Annotated in this window: 16 protein-coding genes; 8 read left to right on the top strand and 8 right to left on the bottom strand. The window is 45.3% G+C overall.

Going from position 1 to position 16,123, the window contains the following annotated elements:
* Window positions 1–12: 12 nt before the first annotated feature.
* On the bottom strand, window positions 13–1,683 hold the full coding sequence (locus tag ICN46_RS01280) for an MFS transporter (RefSeq protein ID WP_216203701.1): 1,671 nt from the start codon (window positions 1,681–1,683) through the stop codon (window positions 13–15).
* Window positions 1,684–1,854: 171 nt separating this feature from the next.
* On the opposite strand from ICN46_RS01280, the gene ICN46_RS01275 reads away from it, so the two are divergent.
* A complete protein-coding gene (locus ICN46_RS01275; RefSeq protein ID WP_216203699.1) occupies window positions 1,855–3,453 on the top strand; it encodes a gamma-glutamyltransferase family protein in 1,599 nt (532 codons plus the stop codon).
* Here ICN46_RS01275 and ICN46_RS01270 read toward each other — a convergent pair.
* Genes ICN46_RS01270 through ICN46_RS01255 form a run of 4 tightly spaced genes read right to left on the bottom strand, consistent with a single transcriptional unit; the run spans window position 3,440 to window position 6,832 of the window.
* The gene (locus ICN46_RS01270) at window positions 3,440–4,069 is read right to left on the bottom strand and encodes a trimeric intracellular cation channel family protein (RefSeq protein ID WP_216203697.1); all 630 of its coding nucleotides are present in this window, start codon (window positions 4,067–4,069) and stop codon (window positions 3,440–3,442) included. The two genes, ICN46_RS01275 and ICN46_RS01270, sit on opposite strands and share 14 nt — an antisense overlap.
* Before the next feature lie 30 nt (window positions 4,070–4,099).
* Window positions 4,100–5,029, bottom strand: coding sequence for an AEC family transporter (locus tag ICN46_RS01265; protein ID WP_216203696.1), 930 nt, complete (start codon window positions 5,027–5,029; stop codon window positions 4,100–4,102).
* A gap of 3 nt (window positions 5,030–5,032) precedes the next feature.
* Complete coding sequence (locus ICN46_RS01260) at window positions 5,033–5,557, bottom strand: gamma carbonic anhydrase family protein (RefSeq protein WP_216203693.1); 525 nt, start codon at window positions 5,555–5,557, stop codon at window positions 5,033–5,035.
* Between the two features lie 45 nt (window positions 5,558–5,602).
* Complete coding sequence (locus ICN46_RS01255) at window positions 5,603–6,832, bottom strand: ammonium transporter (RefSeq protein WP_216860264.1); 1,230 nt, start codon at window positions 6,830–6,832, stop codon at window positions 5,603–5,605.
* A gap of 110 nt (window positions 6,833–6,942) precedes the next feature.
* Here ICN46_RS01255 and ICN46_RS01250 point away from each other — a divergent pair, with 110 nt between their 5' ends.
* On the top strand, window positions 6,943–7,305 hold the full coding sequence (locus tag ICN46_RS01250) for a Rap1a/Tai family immunity protein (protein WP_216203689.1): 363 nt from the start codon (window positions 6,943–6,945) through the stop codon (window positions 7,303–7,305).
* Between the two features lie 39 nt (window positions 7,306–7,344).
* Window positions 7,345–7,632 (top strand): membrane lipoprotein lipid attachment site-containing protein, encoded by a 288-nt coding sequence (locus tag ICN46_RS01245; RefSeq protein WP_216203687.1) that lies wholly within the window; start codon window positions 7,345–7,347, stop codon window positions 7,630–7,632.
* 51 nt (window positions 7,633–7,683) lie between these two features.
* Here the strand turns inward: ICN46_RS01245 and ICN46_RS01240 are convergent, their stop codons facing one another.
* The 3 genes from ICN46_RS01240 to ICN46_RS01230 all read right to left on the bottom strand — a co-directional run bounded on the left by ICN46_RS01240 (window position 7,684) and on the right by ICN46_RS01230 (window position 10,488).
* Entirely contained in the window at window positions 7,684–8,073 is a 390-nt protein-coding gene (locus ICN46_RS01240; protein WP_216203685.1) for an OsmC family protein, read from the bottom strand.
* Window positions 8,074–8,081: 8 nt separating this feature from the next.
* Window positions 8,082–9,986, bottom strand: coding sequence for a molecular chaperone HtpG (htpG, locus tag ICN46_RS01235; protein ID WP_370625462.1), 1,905 nt, complete (start codon window positions 9,984–9,986; stop codon window positions 8,082–8,084).
* A gap of 100 nt (window positions 9,987–10,086) precedes the next feature.
* Window positions 10,087–10,488: a rhodanese-like domain-containing protein gene (locus ICN46_RS01230; protein ID WP_216203683.1), complete on the bottom strand. Its 402-nt coding sequence runs from the start codon at window positions 10,486–10,488 to the stop codon at window positions 10,087–10,089.
* Window positions 10,489–10,546: 58 nt separating this feature from the next.
* Here ICN46_RS01230 and ICN46_RS01225 point away from each other — a divergent pair, with 58 nt between their 5' ends.
* The 5 genes from ICN46_RS01225 (at window position 10,547) to lnt (ending at window position 16,118) form a co-directional block, all read left to right on the top strand.
* The gene (locus ICN46_RS01225; protein ID WP_216203681.1) at window positions 10,547–11,809 is read left to right on the top strand and encodes a putative Na+/H+ antiporter; all 1,263 of its coding nucleotides are present in this window, start codon (window positions 10,547–10,549) and stop codon (window positions 11,807–11,809) included.
* A gap of 66 nt (window positions 11,810–11,875) precedes the next feature.
* Window positions 11,876–13,228, top strand: coding sequence for a tRNA (N6-isopentenyl adenosine(37)-C2)-methylthiotransferase MiaB (gene miaB, locus ICN46_RS01220; protein WP_216203680.1), 1,353 nt, complete (start codon window positions 11,876–11,878; stop codon window positions 13,226–13,228).
* Window positions 13,229–13,232: 4 nt separating this feature from the next.
* Window positions 13,233–13,688: an rRNA maturation RNase YbeY gene (ybeY, locus tag ICN46_RS01215; RefSeq protein WP_216203678.1), complete on the top strand. Its 456-nt coding sequence runs from the start codon at window positions 13,233–13,235 to the stop codon at window positions 13,686–13,688.
* A gap of 55 nt (window positions 13,689–13,743) precedes the next feature.
* Window positions 13,744–14,583 (top strand): CorC family transporter, encoded by an 840-nt coding sequence (locus ICN46_RS01210; RefSeq protein ID WP_216203676.1) that lies wholly within the window; start codon window positions 13,744–13,746, stop codon window positions 14,581–14,583.
* Window positions 14,580–16,118: an apolipoprotein N-acyltransferase gene (gene lnt / locus ICN46_RS01205; RefSeq protein WP_255538680.1), complete on the top strand. Its 1,539-nt coding sequence runs from the start codon at window positions 14,580–14,582 to the stop codon at window positions 16,116–16,118. The genes ICN46_RS01210 and lnt overlap by 4 nt, the downstream gene beginning before the upstream one ends.
* Window positions 16,119–16,123 lie beyond the last annotated feature (5 nt).

Raw genomic sequence — 16,123 nt, 5'->3', positions numbered from 1 at the left:
GACTAAAACAACTTAGTCACGTGCATAGATATCTACGTCTTTCGTTTCGCGAACGAAGAGCACACCGATAACCAATGTCATTGCAGCAATAATGATTGGGTACCAGAGACCATAGTAAATATTACCGTTCTGCGCCACCAAGGCAAAGGAGATCGTTGGCAATAAGCCGCCGAACCAACCATTACCAATGTGGTATGGCAAGGACATAGATGTATAACGAATACGGGTTGGGAACATCTCAACTAACATAGCTGCGATCGGACCATACACCATCGTTACCAAAATCACGAGGTAAAGCAGTAAGAAGAAAACAGCTACATAGTTAATCTGAGCTGGATCAGCCTTAACTGGGTAACCTTCTTTGTTCAATGCCTCACGAATAGCTTTCTTAAACTCAGCATCCTTTGCTTTTGCATCGGCAGGGTCCAAGCCTTTAGCTGTATAGCCAGGGATTTCGAGATCGCCAATCTTCACAACAGCGACTGTGCCAGCAGGCGCAGCAACGGTAGTGTAGCTGGCAGAGTTCGAAGCCATCACTTGTTTTGCAATATCGCAAGAACTTGTGAACTTAGCAGTACCTGTTGGGTTGAACTGGAACGTACATTCATTTACATCAGCAGTAATCGTTGCTGGTGCATTTGCCATGGCTTTTTCCAATGCTGGATTGGCAAAGTGGGTCAAGGCATTAAATACTGAAACTGGTGTATTTGGAATGTAAGTAATAACAGCCAACAACAAGCCAGCCATGATGATGACCTTGCGGCCAATCTTGTCCGACAAGCTACCGAATACGACAAAGAACGGTGTGCCAACTACTAAAGAAGCTGCAATCAATAAGTTTGCAGTTTTAGCATCTACTTTTAATACTTGGGTGAGATAGAACAAAGCATAGAACTGGCCTGTATACCAAACCACCGCTTGGCCTGCAACCAAACCAAACAATGCCAAGATAACAATCTTTAAGTTCTTCCACTGACCAAATGACTCTGTCAAAGGCGCTTTAGATAATTTACCTTCGTCTTTCATCTTCTTGAAAGCTGGAGATTCATTCATGGACAAGCGAATCCAAACTGAAACTGCCAACAATGCAATAGACACGATGAAAGGTATCCGCCAGCCCCAAACTTCGAAGTCTGCGCCCGTGAATTCACGGGTAAACAAAATCACGAGCAAGGATAAGAACAAGCCAAGGGTAGCCGTTGTCTGAATCCAGGCGGTATATGCGCCACGCTTACCATGAGGAGCATGCTCAGCAACATAAGTTGCAGCACCGCCATACTCGCCACCCAAAGCCAAACCTTGAAGCATGCGCAATGCAATCAAGATCACAGGAGCAGCTACACCAATCGTGGCGTAGTTTGGCAAAATACCGACGATAAATGTCGCGCCGCCCATAATTAAAATAGTCACCAAGAAGGTGTACTTACGACCAATCAAATCGCCCAAGCGACCAAATACCAAGGCACCAAAAGGGCGCACGATAAAGCCGGCAGCAAATGCCAATAAAGCGAAAATGAAGGCGGAACCCGCATCTAAGCCTGAGAAGAACTGCTTGGCAATAACTGCAGCCAATGAACCGTAAAGATAAAAGTCGTACCACTCAAAAACCGTACCTAAAGAGGAAGCAAAAATAACTTTGCGCTCTTCAGCGGTCATTGGGGCTGCTTTAGTTGATGTTGACATCAGTAGCTCCTAACTATTTTTATAGAAAATAAACAACGAGCCAATTATGCGGTGAAAATTTTCATAGAAATCCACTAGTTAGGGTAATTCCCCATCAAATGGGATCGGGGTTTTCCCGAGTTCTACAATGTTATTAGTGCAAATAGCAACAAATCATCCGGAGAGCAATATATGCAGCAAAAATGGGGTATTCGTGGGATGGCAGTGGCGCCACATTCGCTTGCTTCAGAATCTGCTCTAGCAGTTTTAAGGGAAGGCGGAAATGCCTTAGAAGCAATGGTGGCGGCAGCTGCGACTATTGCAGTCGTCTACCCGCACATGAATTCTATTGGCGGTGATTCCTTCTGGGTCATCCACTCTCCCGGCAAGGCTATGGGCGGCATTGACGCATGTGGCGCTGCAGCTGGGCTTGCAACTAAGCAGTGGTATGCAGAACGTGGCATCACTAAAGCAATTCCATTTCGAGGGTCCGTAGCAGCAAACACTGTCGCTGGAACTATTTCCGGTTGGGGTGCAGCGCATCGACTTTCGAAACAGGCGCTTAAAGGGAAGATGCCTCTTTCTCGTTTGCTGGCTGATGCAATTCAATATGCTCAAGCTGGCGTACCTGTGACATACAGTCAATCTAGCCTCACCGCCAAGAAGTGCGAAGAATTAACTCCCATACCCGGCTTTTCTGAAACCTTTTTAGTTGATGGAAAAGCGCCTGCACTTGGTAGCATTTTTAAACAAGAGCGCTTAGCGAAAACCTTAAGGCAAATTGCCCGAAAAGGAACGGAAGATTATTACCGTGGTGACTTAGCTAATTTGCTCGCAAAAGAGCTAACTGACATTGGCAGCCCTCTTCGCCTGGATGACTTGCATCGCCATCAGGCAAAGCTGATTGATCCTCTTGAGTTAAAGCACAGCCTGGGTAATGTCTACAACATGACGCCACCTACGCAAGGGGTTGTGTCATTAATGATCATTGGCATCTTGGACCAACTCAATCTGAAACGCTTCCAAGTCGATAGCGCTCAATATGTTCATCATTGTGTTGAAGCAACCAAGCAAGCCTTCAAAGTTCGCGATAAGTTTGTTACTGATCCTGCATACATGGTAAAAAATGCGCAATCATTTTTAGCCCCCGCTTTTTTAAAAAAACTTGCTAAAAATATTGATCCTGAAAAAGCGCTTCCTTGGGGCCAAGGTAAAGGGCCTGCCGACACTATTTGGATGGGCGTGATTGATGGGCAAGGAAATTCCGTTTCTTTTATCCAAAGTATTTATCATGAATTTGGTGCTGGAATCGTATTACCTCAATCTGGCGTCAACTGGCAAAACCGTGGCTGTAGCTTTTCGCTAGACCCGAAAGCACTTAATCATCTAGAGCCCTATCGAAAACCATTTCACACCCTCAATCCAGCGCTCGCTCTCTTTAATGATGGCCGCCAAATGGTGTACGGAACGATGGGTGGTGATGGTCAACCCCAAACACAATGCGCTGTATTTACCCGCACAGCAACTTATGGCCTAGATCCACAAGATGCCATTAGCCGTCCCCGTTGGTTGCTAGGTCGTACTTGGGGGCAAACTAGCGACAGCCTCAAACTCGAATCTCGCTTTAGTCCATGGGTTGCTAAAGAATTACATGCTTTAGGCCACGAAATCGAAATGCTCGATGCATTTGATGAGACCGTTGGCCATGCAGGTTGCATTATTCGCGAACCCTCAGGCACATTACGTGGGGGCTGGGATCCACGCAGTGATGGGGCTGTTAGCGCGTTTTAGTGATGAACATTTTGGGAACGCGTAGATCCCAGTAAATAGCAGCAGCACGTAAGCCAAAAATTGCTAAGATACACACCATCGAACCTTCGATGGTGTGTTGCGGTAAAAAGTTGAGTATGAGCACATATACACAGCAACCCAAAGTGACTGGGATCGCATACAACTCATAAGACATCAACAGTGTTTTTCTGCCGGCTAAAATATCTCGCAATAATCCGCCGCCAATGGCAGTCACGATACCCAAAATAACAGGTCCGAGTGGCAGACCAAATCCCATATTCCAAGCCTTGTCCGCACCCGCAATACCAAAGAGTGCGGCGCCGAGTCCGTCGATGTAGAGCATCCAACGATAAATTTGCGGCTGAGTAAAAAAAGATTCCGCCATAAAAGTCAAAATGCTAGCCCCTAGCGCGAGCCATACATAAATTTGAGACTGGGACCAGAAGGTGGGGGTTTGTAAAATAATGTCGCGTACCGTACCGCCACCGATCGCCGTAATCACACCCAGCACTAACACTCCAAAAATATCTACACCACGATCAGCAATCGCCAGTACACCGGTAATCGCAAATGCAATCGTAGCAACAATGCCAATCCAAAAATTAATCTCTTCCATATCAGCACAGTCTAAAGCACTTTGTGCAGCCTAAACCCCGCTATGCCACCAAAGCAGTAGAGAGAGCGTTACTAGAGAGCTCACAGTAGTTAATAACACCACGCGAGAAATGGTTCTACCATCAGCGTTGTAATACTGCGCCAACATAAAAGGGCCGGTACCGGTTGGCAGAGCGCTTAAGATTACAGCGGCATTCACCCATAGTGTTGGTAAATTTAAAACGGGTCCAGCGATTAGCCAAGTAATGATCGGCTGAATAAACAGCTTTGCAAAACTTAAACCCCAGGCAGAGTTCGTTTCTGTATTTTGTTTCTGAATCAGAAATAAACCAATAGAGACTAAGGCGCACGGACTAGCTGCGGCCGCTAAAAATGCAATCGATTGCTGTAAGGGATCATACAAAGGAAGGTTAGTTGAGGACCATAACAAACCCGCAACCGGCGCAAGTAATAAAGGGTTTGAGCATAGGGACTTAATAGCACTCCATGCAATCTCATGAGATTTTTTATCTGCGAGAGTACCAATCTCAATGAAGACAGTTGCCAAAGCAAACATGCCAAATACTATGAATGTGGCAATTACCGCTGGGGCAAAACCATCTTGTCCTAGAGCCAAAATACAGAGCGGGATACCCATATAGCCGGTGTTTGAATATGAGGCACTTAAACCTGCGAAGCTAGCCAATGCCAGATCTGGTTTACAACACCAGCTAATCAAAAAAGTAACAAAGAAAACAACTAGGCAGCCAACACCAAATGCCAAGATAAACCCTGGCTGCCAGAGTGACTGCAAAGTGCTATTGGCAGCGAAATTAAATAATTGGGCTGGTAGCGCAAGCCACACTACAAAACGATTGAGTTCGACAGAAGCATTCTGACCTAACTTGCCAGACCTACCGCAAAGATAACCTACAAGAATGAGCGCAAAAACTGGTAGAACTACATTAAAAACAAAGAGCAATTTTTATGCAATTCTTTTAAGGGTCTTAGCATGGCGTTGTGCATTTTTCACGTAGCGACCAGCAATGTCTTCAATCTTTTTCATTTGCTCTGGCTCTAGAGTCTTCACGGCTTTGGCAGGCGATCCCAAAATCATCGATCCATCAGGAAACTCTTTTCCTTCGGTCACTAGCGCACCAGCCCCTACTAAGCAATTCTTACCAATTTTTGCGCCATTCAAAACCACGGCACCGATACCAATAAGACTACCATCGCCAATTTGACAACCATGCAACATTACTTGATGACCAATCGTAACGCGCTTGCCGATAATTAACTCAAAGCCAGGATCAGTATGCAGAACAGATGCATCCTGCACATTACTGTCCTCGCCAATCTCAATAAGATCGTTATCGCCTCGCACCACCACAGTAGGCCAGACACTGGCATTCTTGTGCATGTGTACTTTGCCGATCACTTCTGCGCTCTCGGCAACCCAAGCTCCCTCATCTAGTTGAGGGGCAACTCCGTCAAGTTCAAATATAGCCATAACTAATTATATGCAGTAAACAGTTACCAGTACAGCTTGAGATGATTACCAATTTGGTTCGCGATCCGGCGAAGAAGAGATTCGGTGTGTACTTAAGTCTGCGCCCTCGTACTCTTCTTCTTGAGACATACGTATTCCCAAGACAATCTTCAAGGTTCCGTAGACCGCAAAGCCGCCGATCAAAGCGATTCCGACTCCCATTGCACTACCAATGAGCTGCCCTGTAAACGAGACGCCACCAATACCGCCTAAGGCTTTTGTGCCGAAGATGCCAGCAGCTAAACCACCCCAAAGACCACATAAACCATGCAATGGCCAAACTCCTAAGACATCATCAATCTTCCAGCGGTTTTGCACTAAGGTGAACATATAAACAAATAGTCCGCCCGCAACTAAGCCAACAACCAATGCGCCAAGAGGGTGCATTAAATCGGAGCCCGCGCAAACAGCGACTAAGCCAGCCAAAGGGCCGTTGTATGTAAAGCCCGGATCGTTTCGACCAACCACCCAAGCTGCTAGCGTGCCACCAACCATTGCCATTAAAGAATTTAGGGCAACGAGACCACTTATCTTATCGATTGATTGAGCGCTCATCACATTAAAACCAAACCAACCTACAGCGAGAATCCATGCCCCCAAAGCCAAGAATGGAATACTTGAGGGTGGGTGGGCAGATATATTGCCATCTTTGTTATAGCGACCACGTCGCGCACCGAGTAGGAGGACCGCAGGCAATGCAATCCATCCACCAACAGCATGAACTACTACCGAGCCAGCAAAGTCATGAAACTCCTCGCCGGTGAGTGTTTTAATCCAAGCCTGAATTCCATAATGCTGATTCCATGCAATGCCCTCGAAGAAGGGATAGACAAATCCAACTAAGATAAAAGTAGCAATTAACTGAGGATTAAATTTAGCTCGCTCTGCAATACCGCCAGAAATAATTGCAGGAATAGCGGCCGCAAAAGTAAGCAGGAAGAAGAACTTTACTAACTCATAGCCATTTCTCTGGGCCAACACTTCGGCACCAGAAAAGAAGTCCACGCCATAGGCGATGCTATAGCCAATAAAGAAGTAGGCAATTGTTGAGACTGCAAAATCGACCAGGATTTTGACTAAGGCATTAACTTGATTCTTTTTGCGAACAGTTCCAAGCTCTAAAAAGGCAAAGCCCGCATGCATTGCCAAAACCATGATGGCGCCAAGCAAAATAAATAAAGCATCACTACCGGATTTCAAAGTTTCCACAGAATTTTCCCCTTCTCTTTTTTGCATCATTATGGGGAAAAATAAATGCTATTTCGGTGCAATTTGCACTCATTTAGTGCAAAAAATCATGATATTTATGGTTTATGATTGATTTACATACACCTAAGGGAGAACCCATGAAAAAAGTTTTAGCTGCATTAATCACCGTAGGCGCATTTTTAGGCCTAGCCCAGGCTCAAGAAAAAATTCAAGTGCTGAGCACCCAAGAGCTCGTTAATGTGTGCAAACTTCCGGCAAGTCCAGAATCACGTAGTTTCTGTATTGGTTATTCCACAGCTATCTATGACACCTATTTGGCCACCCGTCATCCGCAACGTGCCAAGCCATTTATCTGCGTGAAGCAACCCGCCCCATCGCGCGATGACGTAATTAAAGATTTTGTGAACTTCGCACAAGCTAATCCCCAAAGCGCTGACAAGCCGGCATCTGGAACTGTTTTGGGTTTTTTGGCAATGCGCTTCCCTTGTGCCAGAAAATAAGCTCACAAAACATCTATTTATATATAAGGATCGCTTGATATGAAAAAAATTATCATTCTCACGGCAGCAACTTTGGCTATCGCCGGCTGTTCAAACATGAGCAATACCGAGCAACGCACTTTATCTGGTGCATCGATTGGTGCGGCAGCTGGCGCTGTAGGCACAGCGATTTTCCATGGCAACCCAATTTGGGGTGCCGTTGGCGGTGCGGCAGTTGGTGCAGCATCTGGCTATGTATACGATGCCTACAAAAAGGAGCAGGCCTCCGAGTACAACTCTGGCTACAACGCCGGAAAAAATAATCAGAAGAATCAAGCCCCTAACTAAGGACTCTCCACTTCTGATTTAGCAGTAAAGCAATAGCGAACCCAGTTTGTATTAATTTACAAGCTGGGTTTTTATTTCAATCTCACCGGTTAATGCTTTGTGAATAGGGCACTTACTTGCAATATCCAGTAGACGCTCTTTTTGATCCGCATCCAATGCCCCTATCAACTGAACATCACGAATCAATATCTCAACATCATTCACTCGTTCGATATCCACAGTCACTAATACGTTTTCTAATTTCCAAGATTTACGTTCTGCGTACATTTTGAGAGTCATACTGGTGCAACTTGCCAAGGCTGCAGCAAGATACTCATGCGGAGATGGACCAGTTCCAGCGCCACCACGAGCAAGCTCAGCGTCTGCCAAAAAATGTATGCCTCCTACTTCTAATTTTTGCTGCAAGGGGCCCACGCCAAACTGGGACTGAACTTTTCTCATATTGACCTTTACTGGTTAAGTAACAACTGGTTAATGCGCTTAACAAACCCAGCGGGGTCATTAAGCTGTCCACCTTCAGCCAATAGTGCTTGATCAAAGAGGACATTCGTCCACTCATCAAACCGCTTGTCATCGTACTTCAGCTTCAAAAGTAAGGGGTGCTCAGGATTGATCTCCAGAATCGGTTTGGTATCTGGCGCTTGCTGACCAGCGGCCTTGAGCATGCGCAATAAATTACCTGAAAGTTCGTTCTCATCCGCCACCAAACAGGCTGGGGAGTCGGTCAAGCGAAATGTAATACGTACATCCTTCGCCTTATCGAGCAGAACTGCTTTCATCTTATCCAATAAGTCCTTAAAACTTTTCTCAGTTTCCTCGTGCTCTTTCTTTTCTTTCTCGTCTTCCAAGGCACCAAGATCAAGACCGCCTTTGGCAACTGAGGTTAATTGCTTGCCCTCAAATTCTGTGAAGAAAGAAAGCATCCACTCATCAACACGATCAGAAAGTAATAACACCTCGACACCTTTTTTACGGAAGATCTCTAGGTGGGGGCTGTTCTTGGCTGCAGTAAAGGTTTCGCCAGTGACGTAATAAATCTTGTCCTGGCCTTCTTTCATGCGTGATACATACTCAGCCAACGATACTGTTTGATCTGCCAAATCTGTATACGTACTTGCAAAACGTAATAATTTAAGGATGCGCTCTTGATTAGCGTGATCTTCACCAATGCCTTCTTTGAGCACTTGTCCAAATTGCCCCCAGAAGATACGGTACTTCTCTTTCTTGGCCTCATCTTCGCTATTAGCCAATTCTTCAAGCATGCTCAAAACACGCTTAGTGGCACTTTCGCGTATCACTTTGACATCACGAGATTCCTGCAATATTTCACGCGAAACATTTAAAGGCAAATCAACAGAATCAATAACGCCAGTCACAAATCGAAGATATGTGGGCATTAATTGCTCCGCGTCTTCCATAATGAACACACGCTTCACATACAACTTAATTCCGCCACGCTTATTGCGATCCCACAAATCAAAAGGTGCACGCGCCGGCACATAAAGGAGTTGGGTAAATTCACTACGCCCCTCAACACGATTTAAGGAGTAACACAGGGGATTTTCAAAATCATGCGAAAGGTGTTTATAAAACTCGTCGTACTGCTCTTCAGTAATCTCAGATTTAGCGCGCGCCCACAGGGCACTTGACTGGTTAATACTTTCAAGCTCCTCTTTAATAAGCTGCTCTTTCTTTTCCTCGTCCCACTCTTCTTTATTCATCTGAATGGGCAAAGAAATATGATCAGAGTATTTTCGGATGATGGATTTCAGCTTATAGCTAGACAAGAAATCATCTTCACCTTCACGCAAATGCATGGTAATCGAAGTTCCGCGCCGTGGACGGTCAATTGACTCAACCGTAAATTCGCCTGAACCGTCAGACTCCCAGCGGACACCGTCTTGAGCTGGCAAGCCAGCACGACGAGTTTCAACAGTAATTCGATCAGCAACAATAAATGCCGAATAAAAGCCAACGCCAAATTGTCCAATCAGAGCTGCGTCTTTTTGTTGGTCACCGGATAACTTAGTAAAAAATTCTTTTGTACCGGAGCGAGCAATAGTTCCCAGATTGGCAATAACCTCATCGCGACTCATGCCGATGCCATTGTCTGAAATTGTCACGGTTCTGGCTGCCTTATCAAAGCTCACGGTGATTTTGAGATCGGGGTCGTCTTCATACCAATTGGGATTGGCGATACCCTCAAAACGCAGCTTGTCAGATGCATCGGACGCATTTGAAATCAGCTCACGCAAAAAGATTTCCTTGTTGGAGTACAGGGAATGAATCATGAGTTGTAAGAGTTGTTTTACTTCGGCCTGAAAGCCTAAGGTTTCTTTGCTAGCCATGGTCATGCGGAGATCCTCTACCTTCTAAATAAGTATTATCGACCCCTATTACATGGGGCCAAGCCACCCAATTTCAAGAGCGGGGGCTGCTTAAAATTTAAGCAGCTTAAGCCTTATGTGGCTTAGTGACTGTAGGCAATTCCGCCTCTTTCCAAGCAGCAAATCCCCCTTCTAGATGGCAGACTCCAGGTACGCCCATTTTTTGCAAGGTTTCTGTGGCCAAAGCAGAGCGCCAAGCAGAGGCGCAATATAAAAGTAGTCGCCTACCCTCTCCAAAAACCGGTTTGAAGTAAGGACTGTCTGGATCAACCCAAAATTCCAACATACCACGAGGAGCATGCATAGCATTTGGGATCATACCTTCGCGTTCAAGCTCACGAATATCGCGAATATCGACAAACAGAGTATTGGGATCCTCTAGAAATGTTTTCGCCTGACTCAGGGAAACCATTTCAACCTGTTGCATCGCTTGCGCAATTAAATCCTGATAACCAATCTTTAATTTCATCAAAATCTCCCAAAATGCCAAGGCTTTGCGTTTAGCAATCAACTGATACTATTCCAGTATGAACTTTACCCCTACTGAACTTGGCGCAAGTATTATTTTTGCAATTGCTGTGCTGCATACTTTTTGTACATCTTATTTTGAGAGCCTTGCAAAAAAATCGCCTAAGCATTCTGGTCTTTGGCATCTATTGGGCGAGGTAGAAATCGTCTTTGGATTTTGGGCGGCAATACTGATCATCTTCATGTGGCTTGCAAATGATTTGGCTGTGGCCAAAGATTATGCCAATCATCGTAATTTCACTGAACCCCTATTCGTCTTTGCGATCATGGTGGTCGCTGGCAGCAAACCCATTCTTGCCATTGCGGGTCAAATTCTGCATGGCCTAAGCAAGATGGCGCAGACTGTCTTACGAAGCAAACAAGCGCCCACCTTGTATTTTTTAATTCTCAGCATTACTCCCTTGCTTGGATCACTGATCACCGAACCAGCAGCAATGACTCTGGCTGCTTTTTTATTGCGTGATTTAGTCTATCGCCATAAGTGCTCTAACGCACTACTCTATGGGACATTGGGCGTTTTATTCGTCAACATTTCTATAGGTGGGACGCTCACTAATTTTGCTGCACCGCCCGTACTCATGGTTGCGTCCACCTGGGGTTGGAGTAGTGGATTCATGTTTGCCAACTTTGGTCTTGAATCTTGCATTGCGATTTTTATTAATGCGATGTTGGCCACAGTAATATTTCATCGGCAGCTCGTTGAGCCCGAAAGCAAAACTGCTCAAAGCAAGATGCCAGTCACTACCACTTTCATTCATCTTCTGTTCTTAGCAGGCATTGTTGGCTTTGCGCATGATCCTGTTATTTTTATGTGGCTTCTGCTCTTCTTCATTGGCTACACCACTGCATACCCTAAACACCAAAGCCCGCTCATTTTGCGCGAAGCCTTGCTGGTTGGATTTTTCTTGGCCGGTTTAGTTGTACTCGGAGGATTACAGGGTTGGTGGCTTCAGCCCATACTAGAAAATATGAGCCCAACTGCCGTGTTTTACGGCAGCCTTGCTCTCACAGCCATTACCGATAATGCGGCGCTTACCTACCTTGGCTCACTGGTCAGCGGCACCTCACCAGAATTTAAACTCGCTTTAGTCGGCGGTGCTGTAGCTGGAGGCGGTCTTACCGTGATTGCAAATGCTCCTAATCCTGCCGGAATCGCCATTTTGCGGACTCATTTCCCTAATGCTGCAGTCTCAGCTGGCTATTTGTTATTAGCCGCATTACCGCCTACCTTAGTGACAATTCTGGTTTATCGCCTAATGTAGGCGGGGCAAGAGAAGGATGCCGTAAAATCTGAGCTTCGCCCCCAGTTATAAACCTGAGAACGGCATATGAAAAAGCTCTATATCAAAACCTTTGGCTGTCAAATGAACGAGTATGACTCGGGCAAGATGGCAGACATTCTCCATGCCAACGAAGGCATGGAAATCACAGACTCTCCAGAAGATGCAGATGTTGTTCTACTCAATACCTGCTCTATTCGAGAAAAAGCAGAAGACAAAGTCTTTTCTGATCTTGGTCGTTTACGCGAAATCAAAAAACGCAGGCCTGATTTATTAATTGGGGTTGGTGGGTGTGTTGCCAGTCAAGAAGGTCAGCAAATTATCAGTCGTGCACCCTATGTAGATGTCGTGTTTGGTCCGCAAACCTTGCATCGCCTTTCCGATTTGCTGACTAAACGTCGTGAGACTGGGGTTTCTCAGGTGGATATTTCTTTTCCAGAAATTGAAAAATTTGACCACCTCCCTATCTCTCGTCAAACGCGTGGCTCTGCCTACGTCTCCATCATGGAGGGCTGCTCCAAATACTGTAGTTATTGCGTAGTGCCCTATACCCGTGGCGAAGAAGTTTCACGCCCCTTTGATGATGTCCTTACTGAAGTGGCTGGCTTGGCAGCGCAAGGCGTCAAAGAGATTGTTTTGCTAGGGCAAAACGTCAATGCCTATTTAGGCAAGATGGGTAAGAGCGAAGATATCGCTGACTTTGCACTCTTAATTGAATATATTGCAGAAATACCAGGGGTCGAGCGCATACGCTTTACTACCAGTCACCCTAAGGAATTTACACAACGCTTGATTGATGTGTATGCAAAAGTTCCGAAATTAGTCAGTCACCTACATCTACCAGTTCAGCATGCTTCTGACTCGGTGCTCTCGGCCATGAAGCGTGGCTACACATCGCTGGAATATAAAAGCATTATTCGGAAGATGCGCCAAGTACGCCCAGACCTCACTCTTTCAAGCGACTTTATTGTTGGCTTCCCAGGTGAGACTGATGCTGATTTTGAGAAGCTATTAAAGATGGTTAAAGAGTTGCAATTTGATAATAGCTTTTGCTTTATCTTTAGCCCAAGACCGGGAACTCCAGCCGCAAATTTAAGCGACGACACACCGTATGAAGTGAAACTAAAGCGCTTACAAACCTTGTTGGCATTAGTTGAATCTCAGGCAACTGTAATTAGTCAGAACATGCTTGGCAATATTGAAAAAGTATTAATTGAGGGCCTAGCTAAAGACGGTGTCAATCTTCAGGGACGTTCGGCGAATAATCGCGTCATCCACATTCCTACACCAGACCAAAATATAGATGAGTGGATTGGCAAGATGGTAGACATAAAAATTACTGAAGTTCTCAATTACACCCTTCGCGGGGAACTCCTGCATTCGCATGCTAGCGTAATTTAAGTCAATGCAAAAACTCATAATCGAAATTCAGTGCGCAAGTCCAGCGCTAGAAAAATCGCTGGATGGTATAGCTGCAAGCGCTCTTATCAAGCGCTGGGTTAAAACAACAATCGAACAGGGCGGTTTACTGACTCTGCGTTTTGTCAATCAGGCAGAAGGTAAAAAGTTGAATCTTGCCTTCCGAAATAAAGATAAGCCCACCAATGTCCTGACCTTTCCTTATGCGCTCACTAAACAGTCTCTTACAGCAGATATTATTTTTTGCTTGCCCGTAATACAGAGAGAGGCACGTGAACAGAGCAAAACAGCGCAAGCTCATTTAGCTCATTTGGTTGTTCACGGCTGCTTGCATGCTCAGGGCTATGATCATGGGGCGGATAGAGATGCAAAGAAAATGGAAAGTCTTGAAATAAAAATATTAAAAGAGCTGGGCTTCACTAACCCCTATATCCCACAATGAAACCCATTTCTTGATCAATCACTGAAATTACTTATTTCTACGCTATTCTTTCAATATGCCCGACCCCAATAAATCTTTACTAGAACGACTCACTGACTTTCTGACCTCGCAACCCGTCAGCCCTGCTGAACGCCGACAGGAGCTCATTGATACGCTCCGAGAAGCTCAAAGTGAAGGACTTATAGATGCTGATGCACTCTCAATGATTGAGGGAGTATTTCAGGTGGGGCAACTGTGCGCCCGAGACATCCTAGTGCCGCGCGCGCAAATCGATTGGATTGATATAAACCTATCACTTCCTGAAATTATTAAATGTGTGATCGTCGCAGCGCACTCACGCTTTCCTGTTTATGAAGGCAGCAAAGACAATGTGATAGGCATATTACTAGCGAAAGATTTACTCCGTCACTCTGCGGAGGCTGATTTTCAGGTGCGCGACTGGTTACGTCCGGCAGTATTCATTCCAGAATCTAAGCGCTTAAGTATTTTGTTGCGTGATTTCAAAGATAACCGCAATCATCTAGCCATTGTCGTTGATGAATATAGTGGCGTTGCTGGCATCATCACTATTGAAGACGTTCTCGAACAAATTGTGGGCGATATTGAAGATGAGCATGATATTGATGAAGAGGCCGATAACATTATCTCTCTCGATAATGGAGATATCCGGGTTAAAGGCATTACTGAGCTTGACCAATTAAATGAAGTTCTAGGAACGCATTTTTCTGATGAGAATATCGAAACTGTGGCGGGCCTCGTAATTCAACACTTAGGCAGAGTTCCCAAGATCGGTGAAGTCATTGAAATTAATGACATTGAATTCGAAGTGCAGCGCGCCGACCCCAGGCAGATTCATATTCTCTTAGCACGTCAAACCTCTAAAAAAACTGATTGAGACAAGCTTTGATAGATTGGCAATTGCAGAAGGGTGGTATTTATCCAAAGCTACTTGCGCTTTTCATCCTAGGCGCAATATTAGCTGCGGCAACCGAGCTTCCTTTTGGTGGCTGGATTCAAGTCCCGCTACTGAGTTTGATTTGGTGGCAGCTCCATAAATTAAATCAGCAACCCCTCAAGAATTATTTTGTAGCCGGAATGTCTTTCGGGTTTGGCTACTTTGTACTTGGCCTATGGTGGATTTATATCAGCCTTCATGTCATTGGCGGTATGCACTGGATGCTATCAACAGCAGCAGTGTTTTTACTAGCCGGCGGTATGGCTTTATTTTTTTCTTTGGCAAGTCTGTCAATGCGATTCTTTAAACATAGTCCTATATCAGGTCTACTACTTGCAGCTAACTGGGTGCTGATTGAGTGGTTAAGGGGTTGGCTATTCACCGGATTCCCTTGGATGGGACTGGCTGAATCACAAGTCAATGGTCCATTTGGGGCAATCGCACCTTACCTAGGAGGATTGGCCTGTACTTTTTTAGCTGTCTGGAGCTCGTGGCAACTGTATACCCTCCGAAAAAACCCAAAGATCAATGGGATATCACTTGCCTGCACATTGCTTCTTATGCCAGCGCTCTCGTTGTGGCACTTTACAAAACCCGCAGGTGAGCCACTTAGCGTAGAACTGATTCAAGGAAATTTTGCTCAAAGCTTAATCTTTAATCCTGAAGGCATATCTAAGCAAATACAGTTTTATGACCAAGCTATGAAGTCCTCGCATGCAGATCTGATTATCAGCCCTGAGACTGCATTTCCTTGGCCCGAAACCAGCTTACCAGCCGGCCTTTTAGATAGTCTGCAAGCTTTTTCAAATCAGAGTCAAAGCGCCTTATTATTTGGCGTTATTGGCCGACATCAAAATCCTTCGGATAACAGAGAGTTTTCGAACAGGGCAATAGGTATCAGTCCAGGCGTGCCCGTCTATCGCTACGACAAATCTCACTTAGTCCCTTTTGGTGAATTTATTCCCCCAGGCTTCCATTGGTTCGTTAAAGCTTTTAGTGTCCCCTTAAGCGATTTTTCTCGCGGCGCAACAGATCAATCTTTTTTTAAAATAAAGAGGGCTGAACAAGACCCCATTTATGCGGCAATCACTATTTGTTATGAGGACGTATTTGGGAGTGAGATAGCTGCACGACTTCGCGATAGCGATAACTCAGCAAACCTGATGATCAACATCACCAATTTAGCCTGGTTTGGGGCTTCTCAGGCTCCCGCTCAACAGTTAAGGCTCTCGCAATTGCGCTCTTTAGAAACTGGCCTACCAGCTCTACGTGCAACCAACACTGGAATTACTGCTGTATTAGGGCCGGATGGCAAAGTAATTTCTCGTTTACCAGAATTTACTCAAGGAACCTTGCAAGCCACGGTACAAGCATATTCAGGAAAAACGCCTTATGTTATTTGGGGAAACGCTCCAATTTTGAGTATTTCCTGCCTCCTACTACTGCTAAGCTTGATCCGCCAAAAACAGTTTTAGTAGTT

The organism is Polynucleobacter sp. Latsch14-2, assembly GCF_018881925.1.
Classification (GTDB): domain Bacteria; phylum Pseudomonadota; class Gammaproteobacteria; order Burkholderiales; family Burkholderiaceae; genus Polynucleobacter.
The sequence above is the reverse complement of the archived record's forward strand: the minus strand, read 5'-3'. Positions and strand labels throughout refer to the sequence as shown.

Excerpts from the sequence above, each read along its gene's own strand:
- htpG (WP_370625462.1), bottom strand. The coding sequence starts at position 9,986 with ATGACCATGGCTAGCAAAGAAACCTTAGGCTTTCAGGCCGAAGTAAAA.
- ICN46_RS01275 (WP_216203699.1), top strand. The coding sequence starts at position 1,855 with ATGCAGCAAAAATGGGGTATTCGTGGGATGGCAGTGGCGCCACATTCG.
- ICN46_RS01270 (WP_216203697.1), bottom strand. The coding sequence starts at position 4,069 with ATGGAAGAGATTAATTTTTGGATTGGCATTGTTGCTACGATTGCATTT.
- ICN46_RS01230 (WP_216203683.1), bottom strand. The coding sequence starts at position 10,488 with ATGAAATTAAAGATTGGTTATCAGGATTTAATTGCGCAAGCGATGCAA.
- ICN46_RS01245 (WP_216203687.1), top strand. The coding sequence starts at position 7,345 with ATGAAAAAAATTATCATTCTCACGGCAGCAACTTTGGCTATCGCCGGC.
- ICN46_RS01255 (WP_216860264.1), bottom strand. The coding sequence starts at position 6,832 with ATGCAAAAAAGAGAAGGGGAAAATTCTGTGGAAACTTTGAAATCCGGT.
- ICN46_RS01225 (WP_216203681.1), top strand. The coding sequence starts at position 10,547 with ATGAACTTTACCCCTACTGAACTTGGCGCAAGTATTATTTTTGCAATT.
- ICN46_RS01240 (WP_216203685.1), bottom strand. The coding sequence starts at position 8,073 with ATGAGAAAAGTTCAGTCCCAGTTTGGCGTGGGCCCCTTGCAGCAAAAA.
- miaB (WP_216203680.1), top strand. The coding sequence starts at position 11,876 with ATGAAAAAGCTCTATATCAAAACCTTTGGCTGTCAAATGAACGAGTAT.
- ICN46_RS01210 (WP_216203676.1), top strand. The coding sequence starts at position 13,744 with ATGCCCGACCCCAATAAATCTTTACTAGAACGACTCACTGACTTTCTG.
- ICN46_RS01280 (WP_216203701.1), bottom strand. The coding sequence starts at position 1,683 with ATGTCAACATCAACTAAAGCAGCCCCAATGACCGCTGAAGAGCGCAAA.
- ICN46_RS01250 (WP_216203689.1), top strand. The coding sequence starts at position 6,943 with ATGAAAAAAGTTTTAGCTGCATTAATCACCGTAGGCGCATTTTTAGGC.
- ICN46_RS01260 (WP_216203693.1), bottom strand. The coding sequence starts at position 5,557 with ATGGCTATATTTGAACTTGACGGAGTTGCCCCTCAACTAGATGAGGGA.
- ybeY (WP_216203678.1), top strand. The coding sequence starts at position 13,233 with ATGCAAAAACTCATAATCGAAATTCAGTGCGCAAGTCCAGCGCTAGAA.